General features: G+C 74.2%; 16 protein-coding genes and 1 riboswitch. Of the genes, 9 read left to right on the top strand and 7 right to left on the bottom strand.

Translation table 11 applies throughout. From position 1 onward, the window contains the following. Positions 1 to 20: 20 nt before the first annotated feature. The gene (locus ACIQ9G_RS13065) at positions 21 to 1,103 is read right to left on the bottom strand and encodes an NlpC/P60 family protein (protein WP_403608823.1); all 1,083 of its coding nucleotides are present in this window, start codon (positions 1,101 to 1,103) and stop codon (positions 21 to 23) included. Between the two features lie 473 nt (positions 1,104 to 1,576). On the opposite strand from ACIQ9G_RS13065, the gene ACIQ9G_RS13060 reads away from it, so the two are divergent. After that, a complete protein-coding gene (locus ACIQ9G_RS13060) occupies positions 1,577 to 1,930 on the top strand; it encodes a hypothetical protein (RefSeq protein WP_403608543.1) in 354 nt (117 codons plus the stop codon). A gap of 63 nt (positions 1,931 to 1,993) precedes the next feature. On the opposite strand, the gene ACIQ9G_RS13055 is transcribed toward ACIQ9G_RS13060, so the two are convergent. Both ACIQ9G_RS13055 and ACIQ9G_RS13050 read right to left on the bottom strand, forming a co-directional pair. Next, complete coding sequence (locus ACIQ9G_RS13055; RefSeq protein ID WP_403608542.1) at positions 1,994 to 2,962, bottom strand: hypothetical protein; 969 nt, start codon at positions 2,960 to 2,962, stop codon at positions 1,994 to 1,996. 179 nt (positions 2,963 to 3,141) lie between these two features. Beyond that, positions 3,142 to 4,353, bottom strand: a complete 1,212-nt coding sequence (locus tag ACIQ9G_RS13050) for an NlpC/P60 family protein (RefSeq protein ID WP_403608541.1) — start codon at positions 4,351 to 4,353, stop codon at positions 3,142 to 3,144. 7 nt (positions 4,354 to 4,360) lie between these two features. Further along, a riboswitch (cyclic di-AMP (ydaO/yuaA leader) is annotated at positions 4,361 to 4,520 on the bottom strand. Between the two features lie 312 nt (positions 4,521 to 4,832). Here ACIQ9G_RS13050 and pcrA point away from each other — a divergent pair. Then, the gene (gene pcrA, locus ACIQ9G_RS13045) at positions 4,833 to 7,313 is read left to right on the top strand and encodes a DNA helicase PcrA (protein WP_403608540.1); all 2,481 of its coding nucleotides are present in this window, start codon (positions 4,833 to 4,835) and stop codon (positions 7,311 to 7,313) included. Positions 7,314 to 7,459: 146 nt separating this feature from the next. Here the strand turns inward: pcrA and ACIQ9G_RS13040 are convergent, their stop codons facing one another. Then, positions 7,460 to 9,022, bottom strand: a complete 1,563-nt coding sequence (locus ACIQ9G_RS13040) for a M23 family metallopeptidase (RefSeq protein ID WP_403608539.1) — start codon at positions 9,020 to 9,022, stop codon at positions 7,460 to 7,462. A gap of 394 nt (positions 9,023 to 9,416) precedes the next feature. Next, the gene (locus tag ACIQ9G_RS13035) at positions 9,417 to 10,283 is read right to left on the bottom strand and encodes a lipase family alpha/beta hydrolase (RefSeq protein WP_403608538.1); all 867 of its coding nucleotides are present in this window, start codon (positions 10,281 to 10,283) and stop codon (positions 9,417 to 9,419) included. 647 nt (positions 10,284 to 10,930) lie between these two features. Between ACIQ9G_RS13035 and ACIQ9G_RS13030 the strand changes: the two genes are divergently transcribed. Then, positions 10,931 to 11,347: a cobalamin B12-binding domain-containing protein gene (locus ACIQ9G_RS13030; RefSeq protein ID WP_356182317.1), complete on the top strand. Its 417-nt coding sequence runs from the start codon at positions 10,931 to 10,933 to the stop codon at positions 11,345 to 11,347. 266 nt (positions 11,348 to 11,613) lie between these two features. On the opposite strand, the gene ACIQ9G_RS13025 is transcribed toward ACIQ9G_RS13030, so the two are convergent. Together ACIQ9G_RS13025 and ACIQ9G_RS13020 are read right to left on the bottom strand one after the other, a co-directional pair. Next, a complete protein-coding gene (locus ACIQ9G_RS13025) occupies positions 11,614 to 13,281 on the bottom strand; it encodes a DUF5691 domain-containing protein (RefSeq protein WP_403608537.1) in 1,668 nt (555 codons plus the stop codon). A gap of 483 nt (positions 13,282 to 13,764) precedes the next feature. Further along, positions 13,765 to 15,120 carry an SWIM zinc finger family protein gene (locus ACIQ9G_RS13020; protein WP_403608536.1) on the bottom strand — a complete coding sequence of 452 codons (1,356 nt, stop codon included), beginning with the start codon at positions 15,118 to 15,120 and terminating at the stop codon, positions 13,765 to 13,767. A gap of 133 nt (positions 15,121 to 15,253) precedes the next feature. On the opposite strand from ACIQ9G_RS13020, the gene ACIQ9G_RS13015 reads away from it, so the two are divergent. The 6 genes from ACIQ9G_RS13015 (at position 15,254) to sucC (ending at position 25,807) form a co-directional block, all read left to right on the top strand. Beyond that, entirely contained in the window at positions 15,254 to 16,432 is a 1,179-nt protein-coding gene (locus ACIQ9G_RS13015) for an AAA family ATPase (RefSeq protein WP_403608535.1), read from the top strand. A 129-nt stretch (positions 16,433 to 16,561) separates the two neighbouring features. Next, positions 16,562 to 19,075 carry a DUF5682 family protein gene (locus ACIQ9G_RS13010; RefSeq protein WP_403608534.1) on the top strand — a complete coding sequence of 838 codons (2,514 nt, stop codon included), beginning with the start codon at positions 16,562 to 16,564 and terminating at the stop codon, positions 19,073 to 19,075. Then, positions 19,072 to 20,277 (top strand): vWA domain-containing protein, encoded by a 1,206-nt coding sequence (locus ACIQ9G_RS13005; protein ID WP_403608533.1) that lies wholly within the window; start codon positions 19,072 to 19,074, stop codon positions 20,275 to 20,277. The genes ACIQ9G_RS13010 and ACIQ9G_RS13005 overlap by 4 nt, the downstream gene beginning before the upstream one ends. Before the next feature lie 250 nt (positions 20,278 to 20,527). After that, a complete protein-coding gene (locus tag ACIQ9G_RS13000; protein ID WP_403608532.1) occupies positions 20,528 to 21,718 on the top strand; it encodes a hypothetical protein in 1,191 nt (396 codons plus the stop codon). Between the two features lie 220 nt (positions 21,719 to 21,938). After that, positions 21,939 to 24,092 (top strand): hypothetical protein, encoded by a 2,154-nt coding sequence (locus ACIQ9G_RS12995; protein WP_403608531.1) that lies wholly within the window; start codon positions 21,939 to 21,941, stop codon positions 24,090 to 24,092. Between the two features lie 533 nt (positions 24,093 to 24,625). Continuing rightward, positions 24,626 to 25,807, top strand: coding sequence for an ADP-forming succinate--CoA ligase subunit beta (sucC, locus tag ACIQ9G_RS12990; protein WP_403608530.1), 1,182 nt, complete (start codon positions 24,626 to 24,628; stop codon positions 25,805 to 25,807). The last annotated feature ends 19 nt before the right edge of the window (positions 25,808 to 25,826 follow it).

The following is a 25,826-nucleotide window of genomic DNA, read 5'->3' as shown; positions in this document are numbered from 1 at the left end:
CCGGCGGGCGGCCCGGACCGTCACACCACCCGGGTCGCCCCCGCGAACGGCATCTGGTCGATCGGGGCCACCCGGACCGGGGCCGAGGGGTTCGGGGCGTGGATCATCAGGCCGTCGCCGATGTAGAGGCCGACGTGGCTGATGCCGGAGTAGAAGAACACCAGGTCCCCGGGGAGCAGCGCGGACCGCGACACACGGCGGCCCGCGCCGATCTGGGCGTAGGTGGTGCGGGGGAGGGAGATCCCGGCCGAGCGGTAGGCGGCCTGGACCAGGCCCGAGCAGTCGAAGGAGTCGGGCCCGGTCGCGCCCCACACGTAGGGGCTGCCGAGCTTCTGCCGGGCGTATGCGACGGCCGCCGCCGCGCGGGAGTTGGGAACCGCGACCGCTCCGGGGGCGGCCGGCGCGCCCCGCGCTCCGGTCGCGGCGCGCGAGGTCCGTCCCGTGACCCCGTACCCGCCCTCCCCCTCGCCGAGTGCGGCGCGCTGCTCCGGGGACAGCCGGGTGAGCAGGCGCCGGGCCTCGGCCAGCTTGCCGGTGACCGTCCTCTTCTGCCGTCTCAGCTCCGTCTGCCGCGATTGGAGCGAGGTGAGCTGGACGTGCGCGGCCCCGCGCAGCTGCTCGATCTCCCTGAGTTGGCGGCGCACCCTGTTCACGGCCGCCGTCTGCCGGACGCCTGCCCGCTCGGTGAACTCGGCGCCGTCGAGGTACCGCTCGGGATCGTCGGAGAGCATCAGGCGCAGCGCGGGGTCGAAGCCGCCGTCCCGGTACTGCGCCGCGGCGACCGAACCGAGCGCGTCGCGCGCCGCGTTCAGGTTCTGCTGTCTGCGGGCGGCCTCGTCGCCGAGCGTCCTGATCCGCTTCTCGGCGGCGTCCGCCTTCTCCTTCGCGCCGTTGTACTTCTCGGTGGCCACCTCGGCCTGCTGGTACAGCTGCTCGACCTTGGCCCTGACCTGCTCCGGCGTCAGCCGCGGGGCGGCGTGGCCGGTCCCCTCCAAGCCCGTCGTGGTCGCCACGCCCGCCAGCGCGATCGTCACGGCCGTACGGACGGTACGGGCCGGGCCGCCGCCGAGTGAGCGCTGTCGGGGCTTGCGGTGCACTGCCACCTGGACCGTCACGTCCCTTCGTCCGACCGCCGGACCGAGACGCGTCCGGCGGCGGCTCACACGGGGGGAGCAGGCCGCCGCCGGACCTTCTCGGCGAAGGTGTCCGGCTGCCGCCCTCGCCCGGGCGGCGGTGGGGAGCCGGTCACCTGGAGGAGGACGCTAAACCTCTCCGTGACGGCCCGGTGACGGAATGTACGGAAGTGGTGCGAGCAGATCGCCTGGTGACCGCATGTGACCGCCGGCCCGCCGCGAGGCCGCCGTCTTCACGCGGAGTGATGACCGATGCCGCGGTTCGCGGGCGGACGGCGCGGGCGGGGTGCTATGAGCGGGCCGCATATATGCGCCGGGCGGCCCGGGACATATGCGCCGGGCGGCCCGGGAGCGCCCGCACACCCCCGGCCCCCAAGGTGTTTCTCCCGGTGCCCTTACCCGGTGTGCGGGGGTGTCGGGGCCGCTGGCTAGGCTCCGGCCTCATGGACGTACTCATCCATTTCTTCGTCGGCCTCCACATCGTCGGTATCGCCGCTCTGCTCGGCGGCTTCCTCACCCAGGTGAAGGCGATGGGCCGGGGCACCGCCCGGTTCGTGCCCGGAATGCTGCACGGCGCGCTGACCATGCTGGTCACCGGTGCCGTCCTGGTCGGCCTCAACCAGGCCGACGGCCACCACGTCGACAACATCAAGATCGGCGTGAAGCTGGCGCTGCTGATCGTGATCCTCGGCCTGGTCTACGTGAAGCGGGACGAGGAGAAGGCGGACAAGAGCCTGTTCGGCCTGGTCGGCCTGCTGACCACCGTCAACATCTTCATCGCGGTGCTGTGGACCTGAGCGGTAGCCGCCCTTCTCCGGATCCGGGCGGTCGCCTTCCCCGCGCCCTCACGGGCGCGCCGGTCAGCGAGCGGCCCGCAGCTCGGCCCGCGCGGCCCTGACGGAGCCCGTCCCGACGGCCGACCACGCCGCCACCGCGACCCACAGCAGCAGCTCCCCGGGAACCTCCAGCGAGGGCACGCCGACCACGGCGGCGACGGACAGCGTCGCCGCCGCCGTCATGCCCAGGGGGAACACGGTCGCCCAGCGGCGCACGTCGTAGCGCAGGCGCGGCCAGGCCAGTTCGGCGGCGAGCAGGACGCCGTACAGGAACAGGTCGAGCATCAGCAGCGCGACGGTGACGGTGCGCAGGACGCCGCTGTCGTCCTTGTCCCACAGGTACATCCCCGACCCGGCCGCGGTCATGAGCTGCGTCCCGGCCAGCGCCGAGATCGCCGCGGCGCCACTCGCGATCCACTGGTCCCCGGCCCCCTCGATCACCTGCACCGGGTCGAACCGGGCGACCGCGAACACGTACAGCGCCAGCCCGAGCCAGAACAGCACCAGCGACGCGTGCGCCAGCCAGGCCGACGTCTCCGCCCCGGCCACGGCCGCGCCCAGCACGGCCAGCCCCTCGGTGGCCACGCAGCCCAGGAACACCGACCCGGGCATCCGGCGGCCGACCCTGCGCAGCACCCGCAGCAGCAGCCCCGGCCACAGCACGACGGCCAGCGCGAGCAGCGCCTCGGCCAGGATCCGCGCGCCGAGCTCCGAGAAGCGGGTCCCCAGCACGGCCGTGGCGGCCACGGCCGTGAGTGCGCCCGGCGTCCCCGCCTCCGCGAGCCACTCCGACCGCTCGCGCACCAGACGCAGCACGAAGCCGGCCGCCAGCCCCAGCCAGGCGGCGCACGCCAGGACCAGCGCGATCCAGGACAGCGCCTCGTAGCCCGTCGTGTGCAGGCCGGCCGACAGGATGCCGGTCGCCATGACGGCGGACCCGGCGGTCGACGGACGGTGCACCCACCAGGCGCCGAAGGAAGAGGTGCGGGGCATGGCCCGATGCTAAGGATCTTCGCGCGCCGCACACGCGGGGCACGCGCCGGGGCGTACGCGAAAGGGTGCGGGCGGGACGGCGCGCTGAAGGGCGACGGGCGGGCGGCGGTCGAACGAGTGCGGGGCGGGGACGGCACGGTGCGCCGTTCCCGCCCCGCCTCCAGGGCTGCTGTGGGGCCTCAGGCGGGCCGCACCACGCTGTGGATCGCGGACTCGCCGTCGTAGTAGATCGACTCCTCGCGCACATACGCGCCGGGCTTAGGGGCGTGGATCATCATGCCGTTGCCGATGTAGATGCCGACGTGGCTGATGTCGTCGTAGAAGAAGACCAGGTCACCGGGTTGCGCCTGGGAGAGCGAGACCGTCGTCCCCGCGTTCACCTGGTCGTAGGTGGTGCGCGGGAGGGAGACGCCGGCGGCCTTCCAGGCGGCCTGGGTGAAGCCCGAGCAGTCGTAGGAGTCGGGGCCCGTCGCGCCCCACACGTACGGCTTGCCGATCTGGGCGCGGGCGAAGGCGAGCGCCTTGTCGGCCTTGGTGGCGTACGACGTGCCGGACGTCGAGGAGCCCGAGGTGCCCGTGGAGCTGGTGGACCCGGTGGACCCGGTGGAGTCCGACGACGTGCCGGAGCCCGAGGCGGCGGCCTGCTGCTGGGCGGCGGCCTGCTGCTGGGCGGCGGCCTGCTCCGCCGCCTGCTTCTTCGCCAGCTCCGCCGCCTTGCGCGCGGCCTCCTCCTGCTTCTGCTTCTCGATCGCCGCCAGCCGCGCCTTCTCCTCGGCGTTCAGCTTCGACAGCAGTTCGCGGGCGTCGGCGAGCTTCTTCTGGACGGTGGCCTTGGCCGTCCTGATGTCGCGCTGCGACTCGGTGAGCGTCTCCAGGCTTCGGGTGGCCTCCCGCCGCTTCTCCATGGTCGCGGACTGCTGGGTGACGTAGTCGTCGACCATGCCCTTCTGCCGGTCGGTGAGCCGTCCCATCAGATGCGACTGGTCGAAGTAGTCCTGCGGAGTGTCCGCGAGCAGGAAGGTGGCGGTGCCGGAGGCGGCGGCACCGGTGCGGTACTGGGCCGCGGCGAACGAGCCCAGTTCCTCGCGCGCTTTGTTGAGCCGGTCCGTGCGCTTGGCGACGTCGTCGAGGAGCGAGGCCACCCGCGTGCGCTGCTTGCCGGTCGTCTCCTTGGCCTCGTTGTACTTCTCCGTGGCCGACTCCGCCTGGCGGTACAGGTCGTCGACCTTCTTCTCGACCTCTTCGATGCTCGGTCTGCCGTCCGGCGCGGGGGCGGCCTCGGCCGTCTGGGAGAGCAGGGCCACGGAGGTGAGGGCGGCCGTGGCCAGGGCCGGCGTGCGTATGCCTGCTACGCCCGGAACGGCGGGGCGGGACTTGCGGTGCGACGCCAAGGGAGGCGACTCCTTCCATCGTCCGCCTACCGGGTTAGCTGTCGGGTTCGGGCGGGTGGTTCGGAAGGGTTGCCCTACGGTCCGCGCCCGCTGGGAGGCACGGACCGATTCACCCCAAGGTCGGTGTGGGTCCCCGGCTCCGGATCGCCTGGCGGCGGGACCGGACTCGGCGGAGGCCGCGCGGCCCGGCGTCGTTCGCCGGTGAGGTCGTGCGGCCTGACGGCACGCTAGCCAACTCGTGTGGCTCCTGTGAAGGTTGATGCGCGATATGCCCGATACATTTTCGTGACCTCGCATCACTTGTGCGGTGGACGTGACGGGGTCGCTCCGCAGCGTGAGGGAGCTGCCCCAGGGGCCTGCCTGCGAGACCTGCCCCGGGTCCGCCCCCGTGGGCGGGGCAGGCCGCCGGGCGCCGGGATCGTGTGATGTTCCGCGGGCGGCCCCGGGTTGTCGGTGGGGCGCCCTAGACTCGTAGCGAGATGAGCAGCCTCTTTGACGACAGCTTCCTGGCGGACCTCCAGGCCCCCCGCGGCCACGAGGAGGAACCTCCGCCGCCGCCCGAGGACGATCACGCTCCGGAACCGGTTCCGGACGATCTGTTCGGCGGGAAGTTCGACCTGCCGCCGGACCGGGACACCCACTACCGCGACGGCGCGCCACGCCCGGCGGTGGACCCGGCCGCCCTCCTCGAGGGGCTGAACGAGAACCAGCGCGCGGCGGTCGTCCACTCCGGCACCCCCCTGCTCATCGTGGCCGGTGCCGGTTCCGGCAAGACCCGCGTGCTCACCCACCGCATCGCCCATCTCCTCGGCGAGCGGGGCGTCCACCCCGGCCAGATCCTCGCGATCACCTTCACCAACAAGGCTGCCGGCGAGATGAAGGAGCGCGTCGAGCAGCTCGTCGGCCCGCGCGCGAACGCGATGTGGGTCATGACCTTCCACAGCGCCTGCGTCCGCATCCTGCGCCGCGAGAGCAAGAAGCTGGGCTTCACCTCCTCCTTCTCGATCTACGACGCCGCCGACTCCAAGCGCCTGATGGCCCTGGTCTGCCGCGACCTGGACCTCGACCCCAAGCGCTACCCGCCGAAGTCCTTCAGCGCCAAGATCAGCAACCTCAAGAACGAGCTGATCGACGAGGAGGACTTCGCCGCCCAGGCCACCGACGGTTTCGAGAAGACCCTCGCCCAGGCCTACGCCCTGTACCAGTCGCGGCTGCGCGAGGCCAACGCCCTCGACTTCGACGACCTGATCATGACGACGGTCAACCTGCTCCGCGCCTTCCCCGACGTCGCCGAGCACTACCGCCGCCGCTTCCGGCACGTCCTCGTCGACGAGTACCAGGACACCAACCACGCCCAGTACGCCCTCGTGCGGGAGCTCGTCGGCACCTCCGAGCACCCCGTGGACGTCCCGCCGAGCCAGGACGACCTGCCGCCGGCCGAGCTGTGCGTGGTCGGTGACGCCGACCAGTCGATCTACGCCTTCCGCGGCGCGACCATCCGCAACATCCTCCAGTTCGAGGAGGACTACCCGGATGCGACCACGATCCTGCTGGAGCAGAACTACCGCTCCACCCAGACCATCCTGAGCGCCGCCAACGCGGTCATCGAGCGCAACGAGTCGCGCCGCCCGAAGAACCTGTGGACCAACGCCGGCTCCGGCGCCCGCATCACCGGGTACGTCGCCGACACCGAGCACGACGAGGCGCAGTTCGTCGCCGACGAGATAGACCGGCTGACGGACGCGGGCGACGCGAAGGCCGGCGACGTCGCCGTCTTCTACCGCACCAACGCCCAGTCCCGCGTCTTCGAAGAGGTCTTCATCCGCGTCGGCCTGCCCTACAAGGTCGTCGGCGGTGTCCGCTTCTACGAGCGCAAGGAGGTCCGGGACGTCCTCGCCTACCTGCGCGTCCTGGCCAACCCCGAGGACTCGGTGCCGCTGCGCCGCATCCTCAACGTGCCCAAGCGCGGCATCGGCGACCGCGCCGAGGCGATGATCGACGCCCTCTCCCAGCGCGAGAAGATCAGCTTCCCGCAGGCGCTGCGCCGCGTCGACGAGGCGTACGGCATGGCCGCGCGCTCCACCAACGCGGTCAAGCGGTTCAACACGCTGATGGAGGACCTGCGGACGATCGTCGAGTCCGGCGCGGGACCGGCGACCGTCCTGGAGGCCGTCCTCGAACGCACCGGCTACCTGGCCGAGTTGCAGGCCTCCACCGACCCGCAGGACGAGACCCGCATCGAGAACCTCCAGGAACTCGCCGCCGTCGCGCTGGAGTTCGAGCAGGAGCGCGGCGAGGGGGAGGCGGCCACCCTGTCCGACTTCCTGGAGCAGGTCGCCCTGGTCGCCGACTCCGACCAGATCCCCGACGAGGAGGACGGCGACGGTGTCATCACGCTGATGACCCTGCACACCGCCAAGGGTCTGGAGTTCCCGGTGGTGTTCCTGACCGGCATGGAGGACGGCGTCTTCCCGCACATGCGCTCCCTCGGCCAGACCAAGGAGCTGGAGGAGGAGCGGCGCCTGGCGTACGTCGGCATCACCCGCGCCCGGGAGCGGCTCTACCTGACCCGCTCGGCGATGCGCAGCGCCTGGGGCCAGCCCTCGTACAACCCGCCCTCCCGGTTCCTCGAGGAGATTCCGGCCATGCACGTGGACTGGAAGCGGACGGGTGCCGCGGCACCGGTGTCCTCCGGTCCGGCGTCGGGTCCGGCCGCCTCCCTGTCGTCCTCCCGCTCGCGCTCGTCGGCGTCCGGCGCGTCCGGCTTCGCCACCCGCCGGACCTCCGAGAAGCCGGTGGTCTCGCTCGCGGTCGGCGACCGGGTCACGCACGACCAGTTCGGGCTCGGCACCGTCGTCGCGGTCAAGGGCACGGGCGGGAACGCCGAGGCGACGATCGACTTCGGCGACACCAAGCCGAAGCGGCTGCTGCTGCGGTACGCGCCGGTGGAGAAGCTCTGAGGGCAGGCCCCGCGCCTGGTCGGGCCGGGTCGTGCCCGCGTCCGATCAGGTGGGGTGCCGGCTTGCCGGATCGGGTGGGGTGGTGCTGGGTGCTCGCCTGATCAGGTGGGGTGGTGCTGGGGGTGGGGTGCTGCCCCTCCGCCGGCTCAGGTCGGGTCGAGGCCGTGGCTGCGCAGCCACGGCAGCGGGTCGACCGCCGCACCGCCGCCCGGCCGCACCTCGAAGTGCAGGTGCGGGCCGGTGGAGTTGCCGGAGTTGCCCGAGTACGCGATCGGCGTGCCGGCCTTCACCACCGTGCCGGAGGGGACCCGGTAGCTGGAGAGGTGGCAGTACCACGTCTCCGTGCCGTCCTTCGCGGTCAGGATCAGCATGTTGCCGTAGGCGCTGTTCCACTGGGTGCGGACCGTGCCGTCGGTCGCCGCCATCACCGTGGTCCCGTACGAGACGGGGAAGTCGATGCCGGTGTGCACGGACATCCAGTTCACGCCCGCCTGGCCGAAATAGGCGCTGAGCCCTTTCTGCAGAACCGGGAGCACGAACTTGGGGCGCAGCCGCTCCTTGCGGGCCGCATCCTCCGCCGCCTTCTTCGCCTCGGCCACCTGCTGCGCCTTGAGGTCGATGCGCTCCTGCGTGCGGCTGGCCCGGTCGGCGAAGTCGTCCGCGCCGGCGGACAGGCTCTGCAACTGGGTGTCCAGCTTGTTGTTGGCGGTGGACGGCCGCACGGAGTGCGCGTCGGACGCGGAGGCGGTGGTCTCCGTGCTGTCGTCGGTCAGTCCGCCGACAGAGGCGGCGGCGATCCCGGCGACGCCCATCACACAGGCCGAGGGCACGGCCACGGTCAGCAGCGCGGAGCGTTTGGTCGGCGTGCGGCGCCGCGAACGGCCCGCGGCGCGGGTGGCCGAGCGCGGGGCCGGAGCGGCCTCTTCCTGGTCGTCGAGCAGCGGGCCCACCGGCGGCAGTGCGCCGGTGGTGCTCAACTCGTCGTCCACGGCGGAGGGTTCGTCGTAGGCGACCTGGTCGAAGGTGGCGGTGGCCGGCGCGCCGGTGACCTCGTCGAAGCCGTCGGCCCCCGGTGCGTCCGCGGTGGTACCGGCGGTGTTCCACTGCGTGGCGTCGTACGCGCCGGTGTCGAAGGTCTGCGTGCCCCAGTCCCAGTGAGTCGCCCCGTCCGGGGCCGTCCCGTCCAGGGCGGTGCCGGTGCCGGGCTGGTCGGGCTGGTGGGCCCCGGGCTGGAGCCAGTCGTTCGCGTCCCACTGGCCGGAGGCGTCCGAGAGGGCGTCGACGGGGGCGCTCTGCGGGGGCACGGCGGTCAGCGGCTGGTGGCCGACCGTCCAGGCGGTGGCGTCGTAAGCACCGGTCTCGTAAGCACCGGTCTCGTAGGCACCGGTGTCGTAGGCGGCGTGGTGCTGGGCCGCGTACGCGTCGTAGTGCTGGGTCTGGTGGCTGCCCGTGGTCCAGTGGGCCGTGTCGTACGCACCCGTGGAGTGGCCGCCGTCCGGGAGTTCGCCGAAGAGGGGGTCGGACGCGTAGCCGGCCGTGCCGTGCGCGAGGTCCGTACCGGTGTGGAAACCGGTGGCGTCGTAGTCGCCGTACGTGGTGAAGTCGCCGTGGACGGCGTCCGGTCCGCCGTACGACGCGTACGGCGCCGAGGCGGCATCGGAGGCCGGAGCCGGGGTGGTCATGGTCCCCGACGGATGGCGGTCGTTCACCGACTTCTCTTTCGCCTCGACAACAGGGGCTGCCAGAGCAGTGCGGCGACTGTACCCGGCGGTACGCGGGCGCGACAATCTTCCGCAGGTTTCCCGCGCGGGAAACGGGGGCAATCGCCCGTGTTTCGGGGGAGTGCGGACACGGCTTGGCTCTGTGTTCGAGTTTCGTTCGAGGTCGGGGCGGCGGTGGACGCCTGAAGTCGGCCGCCGCGGTCGGGGGTTGCGGCCCCCGGAGGCGGCCCGCCGACGGGTGCCGGCCGTGTCTTCCTGGCGCCGCACCGCGGTTCATCCCGCGGTCGGATCGTGTTCTCCGAACGGTCGGCGCGTGCTCACCGCGTGCTCACTGCGTGCTCGCGGCACGGTCGACTCGTGCCGCGGCGCGGCCGCACCGCGCTCACGCCACGGTCAGGCCGCCCCGGCGCCGGGCCGACCGGTCCCTCGGCCGGACGGTGTCGAGGGCCTGCCGTATGCCGGCGGCGACGGCCGGGTGCACCGGCATGGCGAGGTGCCCGATGCCGCTCACCCGCACGTTCTCCACCGACAGGTCGGGGTGCTCGATGCAGGCCGAGTCCAGCGGATCCATCAGGTGGTCGAGGTCGCTCCAGAAGCTCACGAAGTGTGTATGGCAGCCGGGCGCGGGCTGGGACAGCTCCTCGATCAGCTCCGAACCCGGGCGCATCTGGCGCACGATCGGATGAGCGTTGGCCAGCGGTGCCACCCGGGTGCCGGAGTGCGGGGTCCCCAGGGTGACCAGGGTGCGGACCCGGAGGTGGCCGTCGAGCCGCTGCACGTAGTACCGCGCGATCAGGCCGCCGAGGCTGTGCCCGACGACGTCGACCTGTCCGCTTCCGGTGCGCTCGCAGATTTCCTCGATGTGCCGGCCGAGCAGTTCGGCCGCGGTGCGGATGTCGCAGGTCAGCGGGGAGTAGTTGAGGGACTCGATCTGCTGCCGGCCGTGCTGGGCGAGGCTGCGGCGCAGCAGGACGAACACCGAGCGGTTGTCGATGAAGCCGTGCAGCAGGACCACCGGGGGCTTGGCCTCCGTCGGCAGCTGCGCGGCGCCGTCGGGCGCTGGGAGCGGGGAGGCCGGCCCGCGGCGCTCCTGGATGATGCCCGAGGGGTACAGCAGGAGGTGGCCGGCGAGGATCGCCAGCTCCAGGGCGGTCGCCTTCAGGAGGGACAGGGAGAGCCCCGCCAGCCGGATCGGGAGCAGGCGCTGGCAGAGCGGAACAATGGGATCTGCGACCCTGGTGACCTTCATGGCCGACCTCCTGTCGACACGCGGCAGGACGGCGTCGTCCCCCGTGTGTCCTCGTGGGCGGCCGCCACGAGGGTGCTCGGCGGGACATACGAGGGGCACCTGGGGTGGGTCCGGCGTGCGGCGCCGGTGGCGCCGCCGGTTCGACGCGGCTGCCCGCCGGTGTGGCGGCGAGGCCCCCCGCTGTCGTGCCGTACCTGCCCTGTGTGCCCTTCCTGCCCTCGCCGATGCGCCGTACCGCCCCGGCGCGCGGCCTGCGGCGCGGTGGTACGACGACCTCGTTGCGGCTCCCGTGGCGCTTGTGCCCGCTGCGGGCCCCGTGCCGCGGAAGAGTGCGGCCCGTGGGCCGCGAGGACGCGGAACTCCGCGCGGCGCGGGGGTCCCCCCGGCTCGACAAGCCCGGGGGAGTGTCCCACCGTGTGATTTCCCCCTCGGTGTGCACCGTGAAACTGCCGGTTGCGGGATGCTGGCGATAACGTTCGTTCACTTCCCCGGACGATGTGGTGCGGGGCGCCCGTGCCGTAGAGGCGCAACCGGTGCGATGAGCGGCGGAAGCCGTCGAACATGTGGTATGCCCGGCATGTTCGATGCGCTCGACATGTGCGGTACTTGACGGTACGGATGGATGTAGTCGCTTCATGGAGGCAGTGATGGGTGTGGCAGCCGGTCCGATCCGCGTGGTGGTGGCCAAGCCGGGGCTCGACGGCCACGATCGGGGCGCCAAGGTGATCGCGCGGGCGCTGCGCGACGCCGGTATGGAGGTCATCTACACCGGGCTCCACCAGACCCCGGAGCAGATCGTCGACACGGCGATCCAGGAGGACGCCGACGCGATCGGCCTGTCCATCCTCTCCGGCGCGCACAACACGCTGTTCGCCGCCGTGATCGCCCTGCTGCGGGAGCGTGACGCCGAGGACATCGTGGTGTTCGGCGGCGGGATCATCCCCGAGGCGGACATCGCGCCGCTGAAGGAGAAGGGCGTCGCGGAGATCTTCACGCCCGGCGCGACCACCCAGTCGATCGTGGACTGGGTCCGGGCGAACGTGCGTCAGCCCGCCCAGGCGTAGGGCTTCCCGGGGCCGGGCGGGCACGGTCGTCCCGTCCGGCGTCCGTGGGCGAGGGCGTCGGCGGTCCGGGGGCGCCGGAGGCGCGTAGGCGTCCCGCTTCGCCCCGGCCGGGGCGGCGTTCGGTCGACCGGTGGCGGAGTTCAGGCGACCGGAGGCAGTGTCCAGTCGGCCGAGCGCGGAGTTGGGTCGGCCGGCGGCCGGGCTCAGTCGGCTGAGGTCGGAGTTCAGCCCGCCGGTGGCGGGTCGCAGTCGGCTGAGGTCGGAGTTCAGCCCGCCGGTGGCGGGGCGCAGTCGGTCGGGAGCGGGCCCAGCTCCTCGGTCATCGCGGAGCGCAGCCGCAACGTGGTCACCAGGCGCTGGAACGCCTCCGCCCAGTACCCCCCGGCCCCCGGCGACGAGTCCTCCGCCTCTTCCGGCGCGGCCAGCAGCCCGTCCAGCCTGCTCGCCTCCGCGGGGTCCAGGCACCGCTCGGCCAGTCCCATTACTCCACTGAAACTCCATGGGTAACTCCCCGCATCCCGCGCGATGTTGAGCGCGTCGACGACCGCTCGTCCGAGCGGTGCGGTCCACGGCACCGCGCACACCCCGAGCAGTTGAAACGCCTCGGACAGACCGTGCGCCGCGATGAACCCGGCGACCCAGTCGGCCCGTTCTCCGGCGTCCAGCGTGCCGAGCAGCTTGGCGCGCTCGGCCAGGGACACCGCGCCCGGCCCGCCCGCCTCGGGTGCCGCGGGGGCCCCGAGGAGCGCCCGTGCCCACCGCGCGTCCCGCTGCCGCACCGCCGCACGGCACCACGCGGCGTGCAGCTCGCCCCGCCAGTCGTCCGCCACCGGCAGAGCCACGATCTCCCGCGGCGTGCGTCCGCCCAGCCGCGCCGGCCACGTCCCGAGCGGTGCCGCCTCCACCAGCTGCCCCAGCCACCACGACCGTTCGCCCCGGCCCGCGGGCGCCTTGGGCACGACCCCGTCGCGCTCCATCCCCGTGTCGCACTCGTGCGGGGCCTCGACCGTGATCGTCGGCGTCAGCTGCGTGTGGTCGACGGCCACGCAGGCCCCGGCCCGGTCCGCCATCCGCGCGGCGAGCGCGGACCCGGGCAGCGCCGACAGCAGTTCCGCCGCCGTCGCCCGTACGTTCCGGCTGCGGTCGGACAGGGCCTGTTCCAGGAACGGCTCGTCGTCGGGGCCCAGGCCTGCCCGCAGCGAGTCGAGGAACATCAGCCGGTCCTCGGCCCGCTCCGCCGCCCAGCTGCCGGCGAGCAGCTCGCGCGCGGCCGCGGGCCGGTGGGCGCGGACGGCTCCGAGGAGCGCGACCCGCTCCGCGAACAGGCCCTCCTCCCACAGCAGCCCGATCCGTTCCGTGTCCTCGGGGCCCGGCAGCGACGAACCGCCTCCGGGGGCCGCGCGCAGGGCGAAGCGCCAGTCCGCGTTCAGCCGCGCGAGCCACAGGGCGCGCGGGCCCGCGAAGGCCAGCACCGCCGGCCGCAGGTCCGTACGGCCCCGGGCCGCGTCCAGCAGCGCGGGCAGGGTCTGCGGGGGCGCGGCGAACCCGCGTGCGTTCGCCGCGGCCAGCCACTGGGGCAGCAGCTCCATGAGGTCGGGCGCCATGCCCCGGCGGCCGCCACCCGTGCCCGGCCGGTCGGCCAGCAGCATCGCGAGCCTGCGGGCCGCCGCGGCGGGCAGCGGCGGACGCGGGTCCGCGGGCGCGGGCTCGGGGCGCTCGGCCGCGGGGGCGGGGAGCAGCCCCGCCCGCCTTCGTACGGTCGCCAGGGCCGCCGCGTCCAGCAGCGCCACCGGTGCCTCCCGGGGTGCCGCCGGTGCCTCGTGGCCCTGGGCGCTCGGGGGCGTACGGCGGTCCGTACCGAGCAGGGCCGTCGTGACCAACTCCTCCCAGGCGCCCGACGCGGGCGCCTCCACAGGGGCGGAGGTCCTGATCATGAGCTTCCTTTCCGTGGCCGGGTGCCGGGGAGTGGTTGAAGGGTCACGCTGATCGGGTTTCCCGTGGTGCGTAACAAATGCGTGATTCCGGTGAGAAAGGGCTGATTGGTGGGCCCTGTGGGGTACGCGCCCGGGGCGTTCGTGGCGGGTGTGGTGCGCGGAACGCTGGTGCTTGCCAATGTGCGCCCCGCGCGGGGCGCGCACCGGTCCATGTGCTCCGGTCGGGTGAGGCTCCACGTCGTACGCGCCCGTACGGGCGGCCGCCTCGCGCCCTGTGCAGGTGGCGGCCGGGTGCGTGCTGCCATGGGGTCCTCCTTTCGGGTTCCGGCGGCTGGGGGCCTCGGCGATCTCGGCGGTCCCGGGGGCCGGTGCTCCCGGGGGTCCGGGCGGATCCCTGCGTCCCGGCCGGTCCCGCCGCTCCCGCCGCTCCCGCGCGGCCGGTGCGGGGCCGATCGGGCGATGTCGCGGTGCGTATCCCAGTGATCAGCACAAGGTCACGGCCTCTCCCTCGCTCTCCGGCCAGGCGGTCAGCGGGGTGAAGCCCCGGTGGCCGCACTCGCCGAACACCGTGACCGGGGCGCCGCCCGACAGGGCGACCAGGCGCCACAGCCCGGGGCGGGCGCGGGCCGCCGGGGTGAGGGGCAGCGCGGAGTCGGCGTCGGCGTCCACCAGCTGCCAGGAGTCGCCGTCCGGCACCGGGATCACCCGGCCGAGGGTCACCGGGACCGACTCCAGCCACGGATCGTCCCGCAGGGCCTCGCCGTAGCGGGCGGCCGCCCGCGCCGTGGTCACCCCCGGCGGGCGGGCCCGCGTGGGGGACGGCGGGGCGAACCGCTCTCCCAGCGCCCCGCGCACCTGGCCCGCGCCCGGATAGGCGGAGACCTCGGCGTCCAGCACCAGCCCCACCGGCAGCGTCTGCTCCGGTGCGCGGCCCGCGGCGCCGTAGGAGAGCAGCAGGGCCGTGCGGCCGGTCTCTGCCCCGTGCAGCCAGATACGGCGGGTGACCAGCTTGGCGTCCGCCGTGTCGTACTGGGCGAGGACGAGCCAGCGGTCGCGCACCGGTGGGCCGTCCGCGGTGCCGGGCAGGCCGACCCGGGACCGGACCGTCGCCGCCAGCCCGTCCGGCAGCCGCTCACGGCGCAGCCAGCCCTGGTCGAGGAGATGGAGCAGGGCGCACTCCTCCAGTAGCCGCACCGGCCAGCCGGGCCCGGACGACGGGACCGCTCCCAGTTCCCTCACGCGCGCGGCGAGCCCCGGCGCCTGCGCGTCGACCATGCGGGCCGCCGTCTCCTCCCACAGCCCGTACCCCGCCTGCTCGGCCCCGGCCAGGCCGCCGCGCAGCAGGTCGGCCAGGCGCTGCTCCAGCTCCGTGGCCCCCGCGGTGATCCGCTCGGCCCGGCGCTCGGCCCGGCGCCGCGCAGCCTGCGGATCGGCGGAGCCGGCCCCGGAACCCGCCGTGCCCTCCGTCCGCTTCTCCTCCGCCCGTCCGCGCCTGCCCGCCAGCCACTGCCCGGCCCACTGCGGCGCCTGCCCGGCCGGTACGGCGCCGTCGCCGCCCGCCCACAGCAACAGCAGCCCGAGCGCGTGCTTGCACGGGAACTTACGGCTCGGGCAACTGCACTTGTACGCCGGCCCGGTCGGCTCCGAGAGGTCCACCACCGTCTGATACGGCCTGCTGCCGCTGCCCTTGCACAGCCCCCACACCGTCCCCTCGTCCGCACTGCCCGCCTCGGACCACGGTCCGGCCGCGCCGAGTTTGCTTCCCGCTTTGCGTGACGCGTCGTCAGGCGCCAGTGCCAGCACCTGGTCCGCGGTCCAGCGCACCCCCTGCTGAGTCATGACATCGAAGGTAGATCCCCCCACTGACAATCGGCCTCGCGAGAGCGTTTCCGCAGGTCAGAGTGGATTGTCAGTGGGGTGGTGCAGTGTGGTCACCAGATCCGAACCGGCCGAGCTGGAGGGGGCCTCAGCCATGTCCGTGTCCGTCGAACCGACGTCCGCCGAACCACGCCGGAACCACTCCGCGCCCGCGAACACGGGCGCGGAACAGGGAGAGTCCGAGGTGCCGCAGTCCGCGGCGCTGCGGCCGCACGCCGAGGACGCCTTCGCCGCCGAACTCACCGTGCTCGCCGCGCAGGACGACCGTCCGCGCCCGGCCCGCTGGCGGCTGTCGCCGTGGGCCGTCGCGACCTACCTGCTCGGCGGCACACTGCCGGACGGCACGGTGATCACGCCGAAGTACGTCGGCCCGCGCCGCATCGTCGAGGTCGCCGTCACCACCCTCGCCACCGACCGGGCCCTGCTCCTGCTGGGCGTTCCGGGCACGGCGAAGACCTGGGTGTCCGAGCACCTGGCCGCGGCGATCAGCGGCGACTCCACGCTGCTGGTGCAGGGCACCGCGGGCACGCCGGAGGAGGCCATCCGCTACGGGTGGAACTACGCGCGGCTGCTCGCCCACGGCCCGAGCCGCGACGCCCTCGTGCCCAGCCCGGTCATGCGGGCCATGGCCGAGGGGATGACCGCCCGCGTGGAGGAGCTGACCCGCATCCCGGCCGACGTGCAGGACACTCTGATCACGATCCTGTCGGAGAAGACCCTGCCGATACCGGAACTGGGCGACGAGGTGCAGGCGGTCCGCGGCTTCAACCTGATCGCCACGGCCAACGACCGCGACCGCGGGGTCAACGACCTGTCCAGCGCCCTGCGCCGCCGGTTCAACACGGTGGTCCTGCCGCTTCCGGAGACCCCCGAGGCCGAGGTCGACATCGTCTCCCGGCGCGTCGACCAGATCGGCCGCTCCCTCGACCTGCCGGCCGTGCCCGACGGCATCGACGAGATCCGCCGCGTCGTCACCGTCTTCCGCGAACTGCGCGACGGGATCACCACCGACGGCCGTACGAAGCTCAAGTCGCCCAGCGGCACCCTGTCGACGGCCGAGGCGATCTCCGTGGTGACCAACGGCCTCGCGCTGGCAGCCCACTTCGGCGACGGCGTGCTGCGGCCCGCTGACGTCGCCGCGGGCATCCTCGGCGCCGTGGTCCGCGATCCGGCGGCCGACCGGGTCGTCTGGCGGGAGTACCTGGAGACGGTCGTCCGCGAGCGCGACGGCTGGAAGGACTTCTACCGGGCGTGCCGGGAGGTGAGCGCATGAGCGGGAACGTGCGGTCGCGGGGGAGCGGGTACGGCAGGCCGGTGACGGGCGCCACCGAGGGGGAGGACGCGATGGCGAGGGCGAGTTCCGGCGAGGACCCGAGCTGGACCGGGGGACGAGGGGGACGGTGTGGCGGGCACTGACCGGGCCGGCGGCGGCCGGTGGCCCGGCACGGGGCTGCTGCTGCTCGGCGTCCGCCACCACGGGCCCGGGTCCGCACGGGCGGTGCGCGCCGCCCTGGAGGCGGCGCGGCCGCGGGTCGTCCTGATCGAGGGCCCGCCTGAGGCCGACACGCTGCTCCCGCTCGCCGCGGACGAGACCATGCGGCCGCCGGTCGCGCTGCTCGGCCACGCCGTCGACGAGCCCGGCCGGTCGGCGTTCTGGCCGATGGCCGAGTTCTCCCCGGAGTGGGTCGCCGTCCGCTGGGCCCTGGAGCACGACGTCCCGGCCCGCTTCATCGACCTGCCGGCCACGCACACGCTGGCCTGGGAGAGCGGCGACTCCGGCCAAGGACCGGAGGAAGGAAGCCCCGGGCCGGGCGGTGAGAGCCCCGCGCCGGGGGAGGGCAGCCGGGCGCAGGGCGAGGGGAGCGGTGCGCCGGAGGAGGCGGGCCGCCGGGGGAGCGAGGAGGGGGACTCCGGGGACTTCGCGGACGGAGAGGGGGGCGCCGAGCGGCCGGACGGGGCCGGGATCCGCGTGGACCCGCTCGCCGCACTCGCCGAGGCCGCCGGATACGACGATCCCGAGCGCTGGTGGGAGGACGTCGTCGAGCACCGGGGAGCGGGCGAGGGAGACGTGTTCGCCCCGTTCGCCGTGCTCGAGGAGGCCATGGAGGCGCTGCGGGAGACGTTCGGCGCCGCGGGCCACGACCGGGATCTCGTCCGTGAGGCGTACATGCGGCTCCAGGTGCGGGCGGCGCAGCGCGAGTTCGGCGACGGTGTGGCCGTGGTGTGCGGTGCCTGGCACGTGCCCGCGCTGCGCCGGAAGGCCGCCGTCGCCGCCGACCGGGCGCTGCTGAAGGGGCTGCCCAAGGTCAAGGTGGACATGACCTGGGTGCCGTGGACGCACCGCAGACTGTCCCGGGCCGGCGGCTACGGCGCGGGCATCGACTCGCCGGGGTGGTACGCCCATCTGTTCCACGCGCCCGACCGGCCGGTCGAGCGGTGGCTGACCAAGGTGGCGGGACTGCTGCGCGAGGAGGACCGGATCGTGTCCTCCGCGCACGTCATCGAGGCGGTGCGGCTGGCCGGCACGCTCGCCGCGATGCGCGGCCGCCCGCTGCCCGGGCTGAGCGAGACGACGGACGCCGTGCGGGCGGTGATGTGCGACGGTTCGGACGTCCCGCTGGCCCTGGTGCACGACCGGCTGGTCGTCGGGGACGTGCTGGGCGAGGTGCCGGAGTCGGCGCCCGCGGTGCCGTTGCAGCGCGACCTGACCCGGCTCCAGCGGCGGCTGCGGCTCAAACCGGAGGCGCTGGAGCGGGAGCTGGAGCTCGACCTGCGCAAGGAGACCGACGCCGGCCGCAGCAGACTGCTGCACCGGCTGCGGATGCTGGGCGTCGGCTGGGGCGAGCCCGCCGCCTCGCGGGGCAGCACGGGCACGTTCCGGGAGACCTGGCGGCTGCGCTGGGAGCCGGAGCTGTCCGTGCGGGTCGCCGAGGCCGGGGTGTGGGGGACGACCGTACTCGCCGCCGCGACCGCCAAGGCCGAGGCGGACGCCGTCGCGGCGCGGTCCCTCGCCGAGGTCACCGCGCTCGCCGAACGCTGCCTGCCGGCCGAACTCCCGGACGCGCTGCCCGTGGTGATGCGGGTGCTCGCCGACCGCGCGGCGCTGGACACGGACGTCGGGCACCTCGCCCAGGCACTGCCGGCCCTGGTCCGCTCCCTGCGCTACGGCGACGTGCGCGGCACCGACACCCGGGCCCTGGCGGAGGTCGCCGCGGGACTGGCCGAGCGGATCTTCGTCGGCCTGCCTCCGGCCTGCGCCTCGCTGGACGCGGACGCGGCCGAGGAGATGCGGCGCCACGTGGACGCGGTGCACACGGCCGTCGGGCTGCTCGGTGACACCCCGGAGGCCGGCCGCGGCGACCTGCGCGCCCGCTGGCAGGGCGTGCTCCGGCTCCTGTCGGAACGGGACACCGTGCCGGGCGTCGTCAGAGGACGGGCGGTGCGGCTTCTGCTGGACGACGGGGAGGTGGAGCCGGACCGGGCGGCCCGGCTCATGGGGCTCGTGCTCTCGCCGGGCACGCCGCCGGCGGACGCGGCCGCCTGGATCGAGGGCTTCGTGGGCGGTGGTGGCGGGATGCTGCTGGTCCACGACGAGCGGCTGCTCGGGCTGGTCGACGCCTGGCTGACCGGGGTGCCGCAGGAGGCGTTCACGGACGTACTGCCGCTGCTGCGGCGCACCTTCTCGGCCTACGAGCCCGGGGTCCGCAGAACGCTCGGGGAGCTCGTCCGGCGCGGTCCGGGACGGCCCGGCGCGACCGGGGCCACGACGGCCGGCGGGACGCCCGGCTTCGCCGCCGGCCTCGACACCGAGCGCGCGGACGCCGTACTGCCGGTCGTACGGCTGCTGTTGGGGCTGGACGGCGACGGGCGAGCGCGGGCGGACACGGGGGACGAGCCGATGCGGAGGGCGGGATGACGGTGAGCGGGGCGACGGCGGACGGGACGGCGGGGACGGAGGGGTACGACGTCGCGGACCCGGCGCAGGAGCGGCTCCGCCGCTGGCGGCTCGTGCTCGGCGGGGACGCGGCCGACGGCACCGGATGCGCGCTGTCCGGACGGGACGCCGCGATGGACGGGGCGCTCACCGCGCTCTACGGCTCGGGGGACAAGCCGCGTACGGGGCGGGAGCGTTCGGCCGGGCTCGGAGCCTCGGCGCCGTCGGTGGCGCGGTGGCTGGGGGACATCCGGACGTACTTCCCGTCCTCCGTGGTGCAGGTCATGCAGCGGGACGCCATCGACCGGCTCGGGCTGTCCACGCTGCTGCTGGAGCCGGAGATGCTCGAGGCGGTGGAGGCGGACGTGCACCTCGTCGGCACGCTGCTCTCGCTCAACAAGGCGATGCCGGAGACGACGAAGGAGACCGCGCGGGCCGTCGTGCGCAAGGTCGTCGAGGACCTGGAGAAGCGGCTCGCCACCCGCACCCGGGCCACCCTCACCGGCGCCCTCGACCGCGGCGCCCGCGTTAACCGGCCGCGCCATCACGACATCGACTGGAACCGCACCATCGCGGCCAACCTGAAGCACTACCTGCCGGAGTACCGGACGGTCGTGCCGGAGCGGCTCATCGGCTACGGCCGCGCGTCCCAGTCCGTGAAGAAGGAAGTCGTCCTCTGCATCGATCAGTCGGGGTCCATGGCCGCGTCCGTCGTCTACGCGTCCGTCTTCGGCGCGGTGCTCGCGTCCATGCGGTCGATCAGCACGCGGCTGGTCGTCTTCGACACGGCGGTCGTCGACCTCACCGACCAGCTCGACGATCCGGTCGACGTGCTCTTCGGCACCCAGCTCGGCGGGGGCACGGACATCAACCGCGCGCTGGCGTACTGCCAGTCGCAGATCACCCGGCCCGCGGAGACGGTGGTCGTCCTCATCAGCGACCTGTACGAGGGCGGCATCCGGGACGAGATGCTGAAGCGGGTGGCGGCGATGAAGGCGTCGGGGGTGCAGTTCGTGACGCTGCTCGCGCTGTCGGACGAGGGGGCGCCCGCCTACGACCGTGAGCACGCCGCCGCGCTCGCGTCGCTCGGCGCACCGGCGTTCGCGTGCACGCCCGACCTGTTCCCGGCGGTGATGGCGGCGGCCATCGAGAAGCGTCCGCTGCCGATACCGGACACCGCCTGAGGAACCGGGAGGAGGGATGGGGGCGAGATGTTCGGCTGACGACTTGTCGACCGAATCCTGCCAGCAAAACGGACATGACTACCCATCGGTAACAGGGGGCTTGCGCAACCTCGGGAGGGGCGTGCAAGGATCGATGCCTCATCGGCGGTGCGTGGCGCACCGTCCGCCCGTACAGCGGTCGTAGCGGTCGTAGCGTCCGTGGCGACCCGTACCGCACCCTCACTCGTTCCACACGGGAGGACCCGCCCGCTTGACCTGGCCGGCAGCCCTGTCCGTCGCCGCCCTGCGCGTGATGCGCACGGCGGCCGGACGGCGTGCGCTGCGACTGGGGCTGCTGGTGGGAGCCCTGTTCGCGCTCGGCTTCCTCTGCGGCGAGCAGGCGCACGCCGCGGACGGAACGCCGGCGGTGTCCTCCACCGGGTCCCTGGCGTCGTCCGCCGTGGACGGAGCGCGGTCGACGGCGCAGGGCGCGGTCGGCGAGGTGGCCGGCGCGTCGGCCTCGGCGGTCACGACCACCGAGCACGACTTTGTGCGCCACCCGGCCAAGTCCGGGTCCGGGGACGCGACATCCGGGGCCGAGGCCGGAAAGGCCGGAGGCTTTCCGCCCGGTGACGGCTCCTCGCGGACCGGGGATGCCTCCCGGAAGTCGGGCTCCTCGCGGACGTCGGGCTCGTCGGAGAAGGCGAGTTCCTCCAGTTCATCCTCCTCGGATTCCTCGGAGAGCGGCTGCGCCACGCGGGCGGGCCGCTCCGTTCAGGCGGGCAGTGCCGCGCAGAGCGCGAGTTCCCTGCGGACCGACCGGGTCCTGCGGCCGGTGGTCGACTCCGTCGTCCGGTCCGCGGGTGAGCGGGTCGTGCGGCCGGTCGGGGACCTGGTGGGGGCCGTGACGGACGAGCTGGCCGAGGCGCGGTCGACAGTGCTGCCGTCGGACCCGCTCCCCTCGCTGCCTCCGCTCCCCGGCTCGTCCACGCTGCCGGGTCTGCCCGGCCCGCCCGGTGAGTCCGGGCTGCCGGTGCAGGTGCCGCGGTTGCCGGTCACCTCGGTGTCCGGGACGCAGCAGCCGGGTGCCGGTCCGCCCCTGTCGTCCGGTGGGCACGCCCAGGGCGGGCGGACGGTGACTCGTGCGGGGCAGGGCGCGGCGTACGGGCCGCGGTTCACCGTGGTCGGGGCCGTGCCGGGTACCGCCGTGGGCGCCGGAGCCTCCGGCCTCCTCCGCGACCTTCGTGACGGCCGAGAGCCCCTGCGGCAGGCGCCCGCCCGTGACGCGGGCGCCCTCCTCGGCCGGTCGGCACTCGACACCGGCACGCCGCGGCACGCCGACGCGCACGCCGTCACCCTCATCGACCGGGCCCCGCTGCGGTTGGCGCCCGGCGCCGCCGCGCGTTCCGACGCGGCCGGGACCCGGGACAGGCACCGGGACATCCCCGTCTTCCCCGGCTAGCGGAGCCGGACCTCCCCCCGCCCAGACCTGCCGCGCGGGGGCGGAACAGGTCTGCCCGCCCGTCCGGACCCCTCCCGCGTTCCCGGACGGAAGCCGCCGGAGCCCCAGCGCGTCCGCGGGTCCCCGCTTCCCGGACCGCGACCGCGACAGGCGACGGAATGTCCCCACCCCGGAACTCTCCTTCCGGGCGTCCCGGAACCCCAAAGGATCTGAAGAACCTATGAACAAGAACATCCGCCGCTCCATCGTCATAGCCGCCGGTGTCACCGGTGCGTGGGCGCTCGGTTCGGCCGTGGCCAGCGCCGACGAACTGGCCGCCTCCTCGCTGTCCGCCCCGGACGCGACCGCCGACGCCTCGGCCGCCGTCGATACCGGTGACACCGCCGGTTCGCTGACCGGCGCGGTCACCGACACGGTCGACGGGACCGTCTCCGGCGTGCAGAACACGGTCTCCGGCATCACCGACGGCTCGGCCGTGCGGGATGCCGGCGGGACCGTCTCGGCCACCGCCGGCCGGGCGACGTCCACGGCCGGCGCCCTGACCGGCACCGCCGGGACGACGGCGCAGCACGCCACGTCCGGCGGCGCCGAGCAGGCCCGCCGGTACGTCGACGCAGAGGTGGGCACGGCGCGCGCCGGTGCCGTCCGCGGCGCGCAGGCCATCCAGGGCGCCCACGCGGCGCGCGCGGCGAAGGCCGGCGCCACCGCCCTCGCCCACGGCACGGCGGCCCGCGCCGCCCATGTGACCGACCGGGCGGCGGGCATGGTCTCCGGCACCTCCGCGCCGCAGGACGCCATCGACTACCTCTTCGGCCCCCTCTCGGCGTTCGCGCCGGAGGTCGAGGAGGCGCTGGCCGGTGCCCAGTCGAAGCTCCAGGCCACCCAGACGGCCGCCCGCTCCCGCGTGCAGGGCGTCGACGGCGTGGTCCGCACCAAGCCCCAGCACACGATCGCGGGCGCGGGCCGCACAGCCACCGACGTGACCGGCGCCGCCCAGACGCACGCGGCCCACCTCGCCGGTGTTGCCCAGGCGGAGGCCGCCGGTGTGGCCGGCGCAGTTCAGGCCCACGCGGACGGTCTGGCCGGTACTGCGCAGGCGGCCGCCTACGACGTGACCGGTGCCGCGCACGCCAGGGCCGTTCAGCTCACCGGCCCCGCCCAGGCGCACGCAACCCACCTCGCCGGTGTTGCCCAGACGGAGGCCGCCGGCGTGGCCGGTGCCGCTCAGGCGGGCGCCTTCGGCGTGGCGGATGTGGCGCAGGCGCACGCCGCGCAGCTCGTCGGTGCAGCGCAGGGCGGGGTCGCCGCCGTGCGGGGGACCGCTCGGGACGGGGTCGCCGGCGCGGAGGGGCGGGTCGCGGGGGCGGCCGGCGTCGCGCGGGGCGAGGCCGGGGTGGTCCGGGGTGCCGCCGAGGCCACCGTCTCCGGCGTGCCCGGCCACCTCACCGGCACCGTCGGCGGCGTGCGGCAGCAGGTCGTGGGCACCGTCTCCGCCGTGCCCGGCACGGTCACGCCGGTCGTGCGGCGGAGCGCGGACGCCGTCGTTCCGCCCGTGGCGGACGCCGCGGTCGACGGGGTGCTCCCGGTCGCCGGCCGCGCCGTGCACGGCGCGGTGCCGGTCGCCGGGAACGCCGTGCACGGCGTGGGCCCCACCGCCACCGACGCGGTGAACGGAGTAATCCCGGTCGCCACCGGCGCCGTTCGGGGCGTCCCGCCGGTCGCCGCGCACGCGGTGGACGGCGTCACCCCCGCCGTCGGCCACGCCGTGCGCGCCGCGACCGGACTGGCCCACGGTGCCGTCGCCGACGTCCAGCCGGTCGCGGGCGGCGCCGTCCAGGACGCCCGTCCCGTCGCCCAGGGCGCGGCCGCCGGAGCGCGGCAGGTCGGCGCGGGAGCCGTCACGGACGCGTGGGCCGTCGCCGGCGGCGCGGTCGCCCAGGCGCGCCCCTTGGTCGGCGGCGTCGCCGGGGACGTACCGGCGTACGCCACCGGGCTGGCCGGCCAGGTCGCCCAGGACACCGCGGACGCCGTGCTGCCGCCGGTCGCCGGCACCGCCGTGCACGGGGTCGCGCCGGTCGCCGGGCAGGCCGTCGCCGACGCGCACGCGCTGGCGTACGGCGTCGCGGGCGACGTCGCGCCGTTCGCGGGCGGGGTGGCCGGTGAGGTCGGCCCGTTCGCCCACGGGGTCGCCGGTCACGTGGCGCCGTTCGCGCAGGGGCTGGGCGGCACGGCCGGCCCGCTCGCGGACCACGCGGCCACCGGCGTCCAGGGTGTCGCCCGTTCGGTCACCCCGGACTACGCGCGGCCCGTCCAGGACCGCGTCCAGGGCAGTGTCCAGGACCACCTTCAGGACGTGCACCCGTACAGCGTCTGAACCCCCGGTGCGGCGGCCCCGTGGGGGCAGTCGTACGCACAGTCGTACCGAGGTCGGGGCCGAGGCCGGGGCCACCCGGCCGGGAGGCCTCGGTACGGCGCCCCATCGACTCCGCGAGGCGGCAGGACCCGGGCGGCCGAATGCCGTCGGTCCGTCCGGCCGAAACCCCGCGGATGGGGCGGGCGGTCCCCATTGGGGTGGGGACCGCCCGCCCCAATCCCACGGAGGCGGAGCAGGTGCGCCCCCGCGGGTCACTCACGGGACCTCACCGGGTCAACCCCAGCCCGGTGAGGTCCTGCCCGCCGGGCGACGCCCCGGCCGCGTAGGCTGAATCATGTGACAGGTATCACCGCTCAGGTGTGACCTGCGATTTAGAGCCGCCACGGAAGCGGCGATAACCTGCGAGACGGACATGCCGCGCGCTCGGACACCGTGTGCGCCTCCCTTGTGACACAGAGCGGACGTCACGTTGCCCTTCGCGGCACGCCCACGCATCCAACGAACCGCGAGATCACTGATAGGGACGGAAGCGCGTGGACCTGTTCGAGTACCAGGCGAGGGACCTCTTCGCCAAGCACGGTGTACCGGTGCTGGCCGGTGAAGTCATCGACACGCCTGAGGCGGCGCGCGAGATCACCGAGCGGCTGGGCGGCAAGTCGGTCGTCAAGGCCCAGGTGAAGGTCGGTGGTCGTGGCAAGGCCGGTGGCGTGAAGCTCGCCGCCACCCCGGACGAGGCCGTCGCCCGCGCGACGGACATCCTCGGCATGGACATCAAGGGCCACACGGTCCACAAGGTGATGATCGCCGAGACCGCGCCGGAGATCGTCGAGGAGTACTACGTCTCCTTCCTCCTCGACCGTGCCAACCGCACCTTCCTCTCCATCGCCTCCGTCGAGGGCGGCATGGAGATCGAGGAGGTCGCCGCCACCCGCCCCGAGGCCGTCGCCCAGATCGCGATCGACGCCATCGACGGTGTCGACAAGGCGAAGGCCCAGGAGATCGTCGCCGCGGCGAAGTTCCCGGCCGACGTGGCCGACAAGGTCGCCGACGTCCTGGTCACCCTGTGGGACACCTTCGTCAAGTCGGACGCCCTGCTGGTCGAGGTGAACCCGCTGGCCAAGGTCGCCTCCGGTGACGTCATCGCCCTCGACGGCAAGGTCTCCCTGGACGAGAACGCCGAGTTCCGCCACCCCGAGTTCGAGGAGCTCCACGACAAGGCGGCGGCCAACCCGCTCGAGGCCGCGGCCAAGGAGAAGAACCTCAACTACGTCAAGCTCGACGGCGAGGTCGGCATCATCGGCAACGGCGCGGGTCTGGTCATGTCGACCCTGGACGTCGTCGCCTACGCCGGCGAGGCCCACAAGGGCGTCAAGCCCGCCAACTTCCTGGACATCGGCGGCGGCGCCTCCGCCGAGGTCATGGCGAACGGCCTGGAGATCATCCTCGGCGACCCGGACGTCAAGTCCGTCTTCGTCAACGTCTTCGGCGGCATCACCGCCTGCGACGCGGTCGCCAACGGCATCGTGCAGGCCCTGGAGCTCCTCGAGAGCAAGGGCGAAGAGGTCACCAAGCCGCTCGTCGTGCGCCTCGACGGCAACAACGCGGAGCTGGGTCGCAAGATCCTGGACGACCGCAAGCACCCGCTCGTCCAGCGGGTGGACACCATGGACGGCGCGGCCGACAAGGCCGCCGAGCTGGCTGCTGCCGCGAAGTAAGGGACGAGGTCACAAGAAC

Origin of the sequence: Streptomyces sp. NPDC096152 (assembly GCF_044763235.1) — a bacterium.
Taxonomy (GTDB): Bacteria; Actinomycetota; Actinomycetes; order Streptomycetales; family Streptomycetaceae; genus Streptomyces.
Note: the sequence above shows the minus strand (reverse complement) of the source record. Positions and strands in the feature narration are given on the sequence as shown.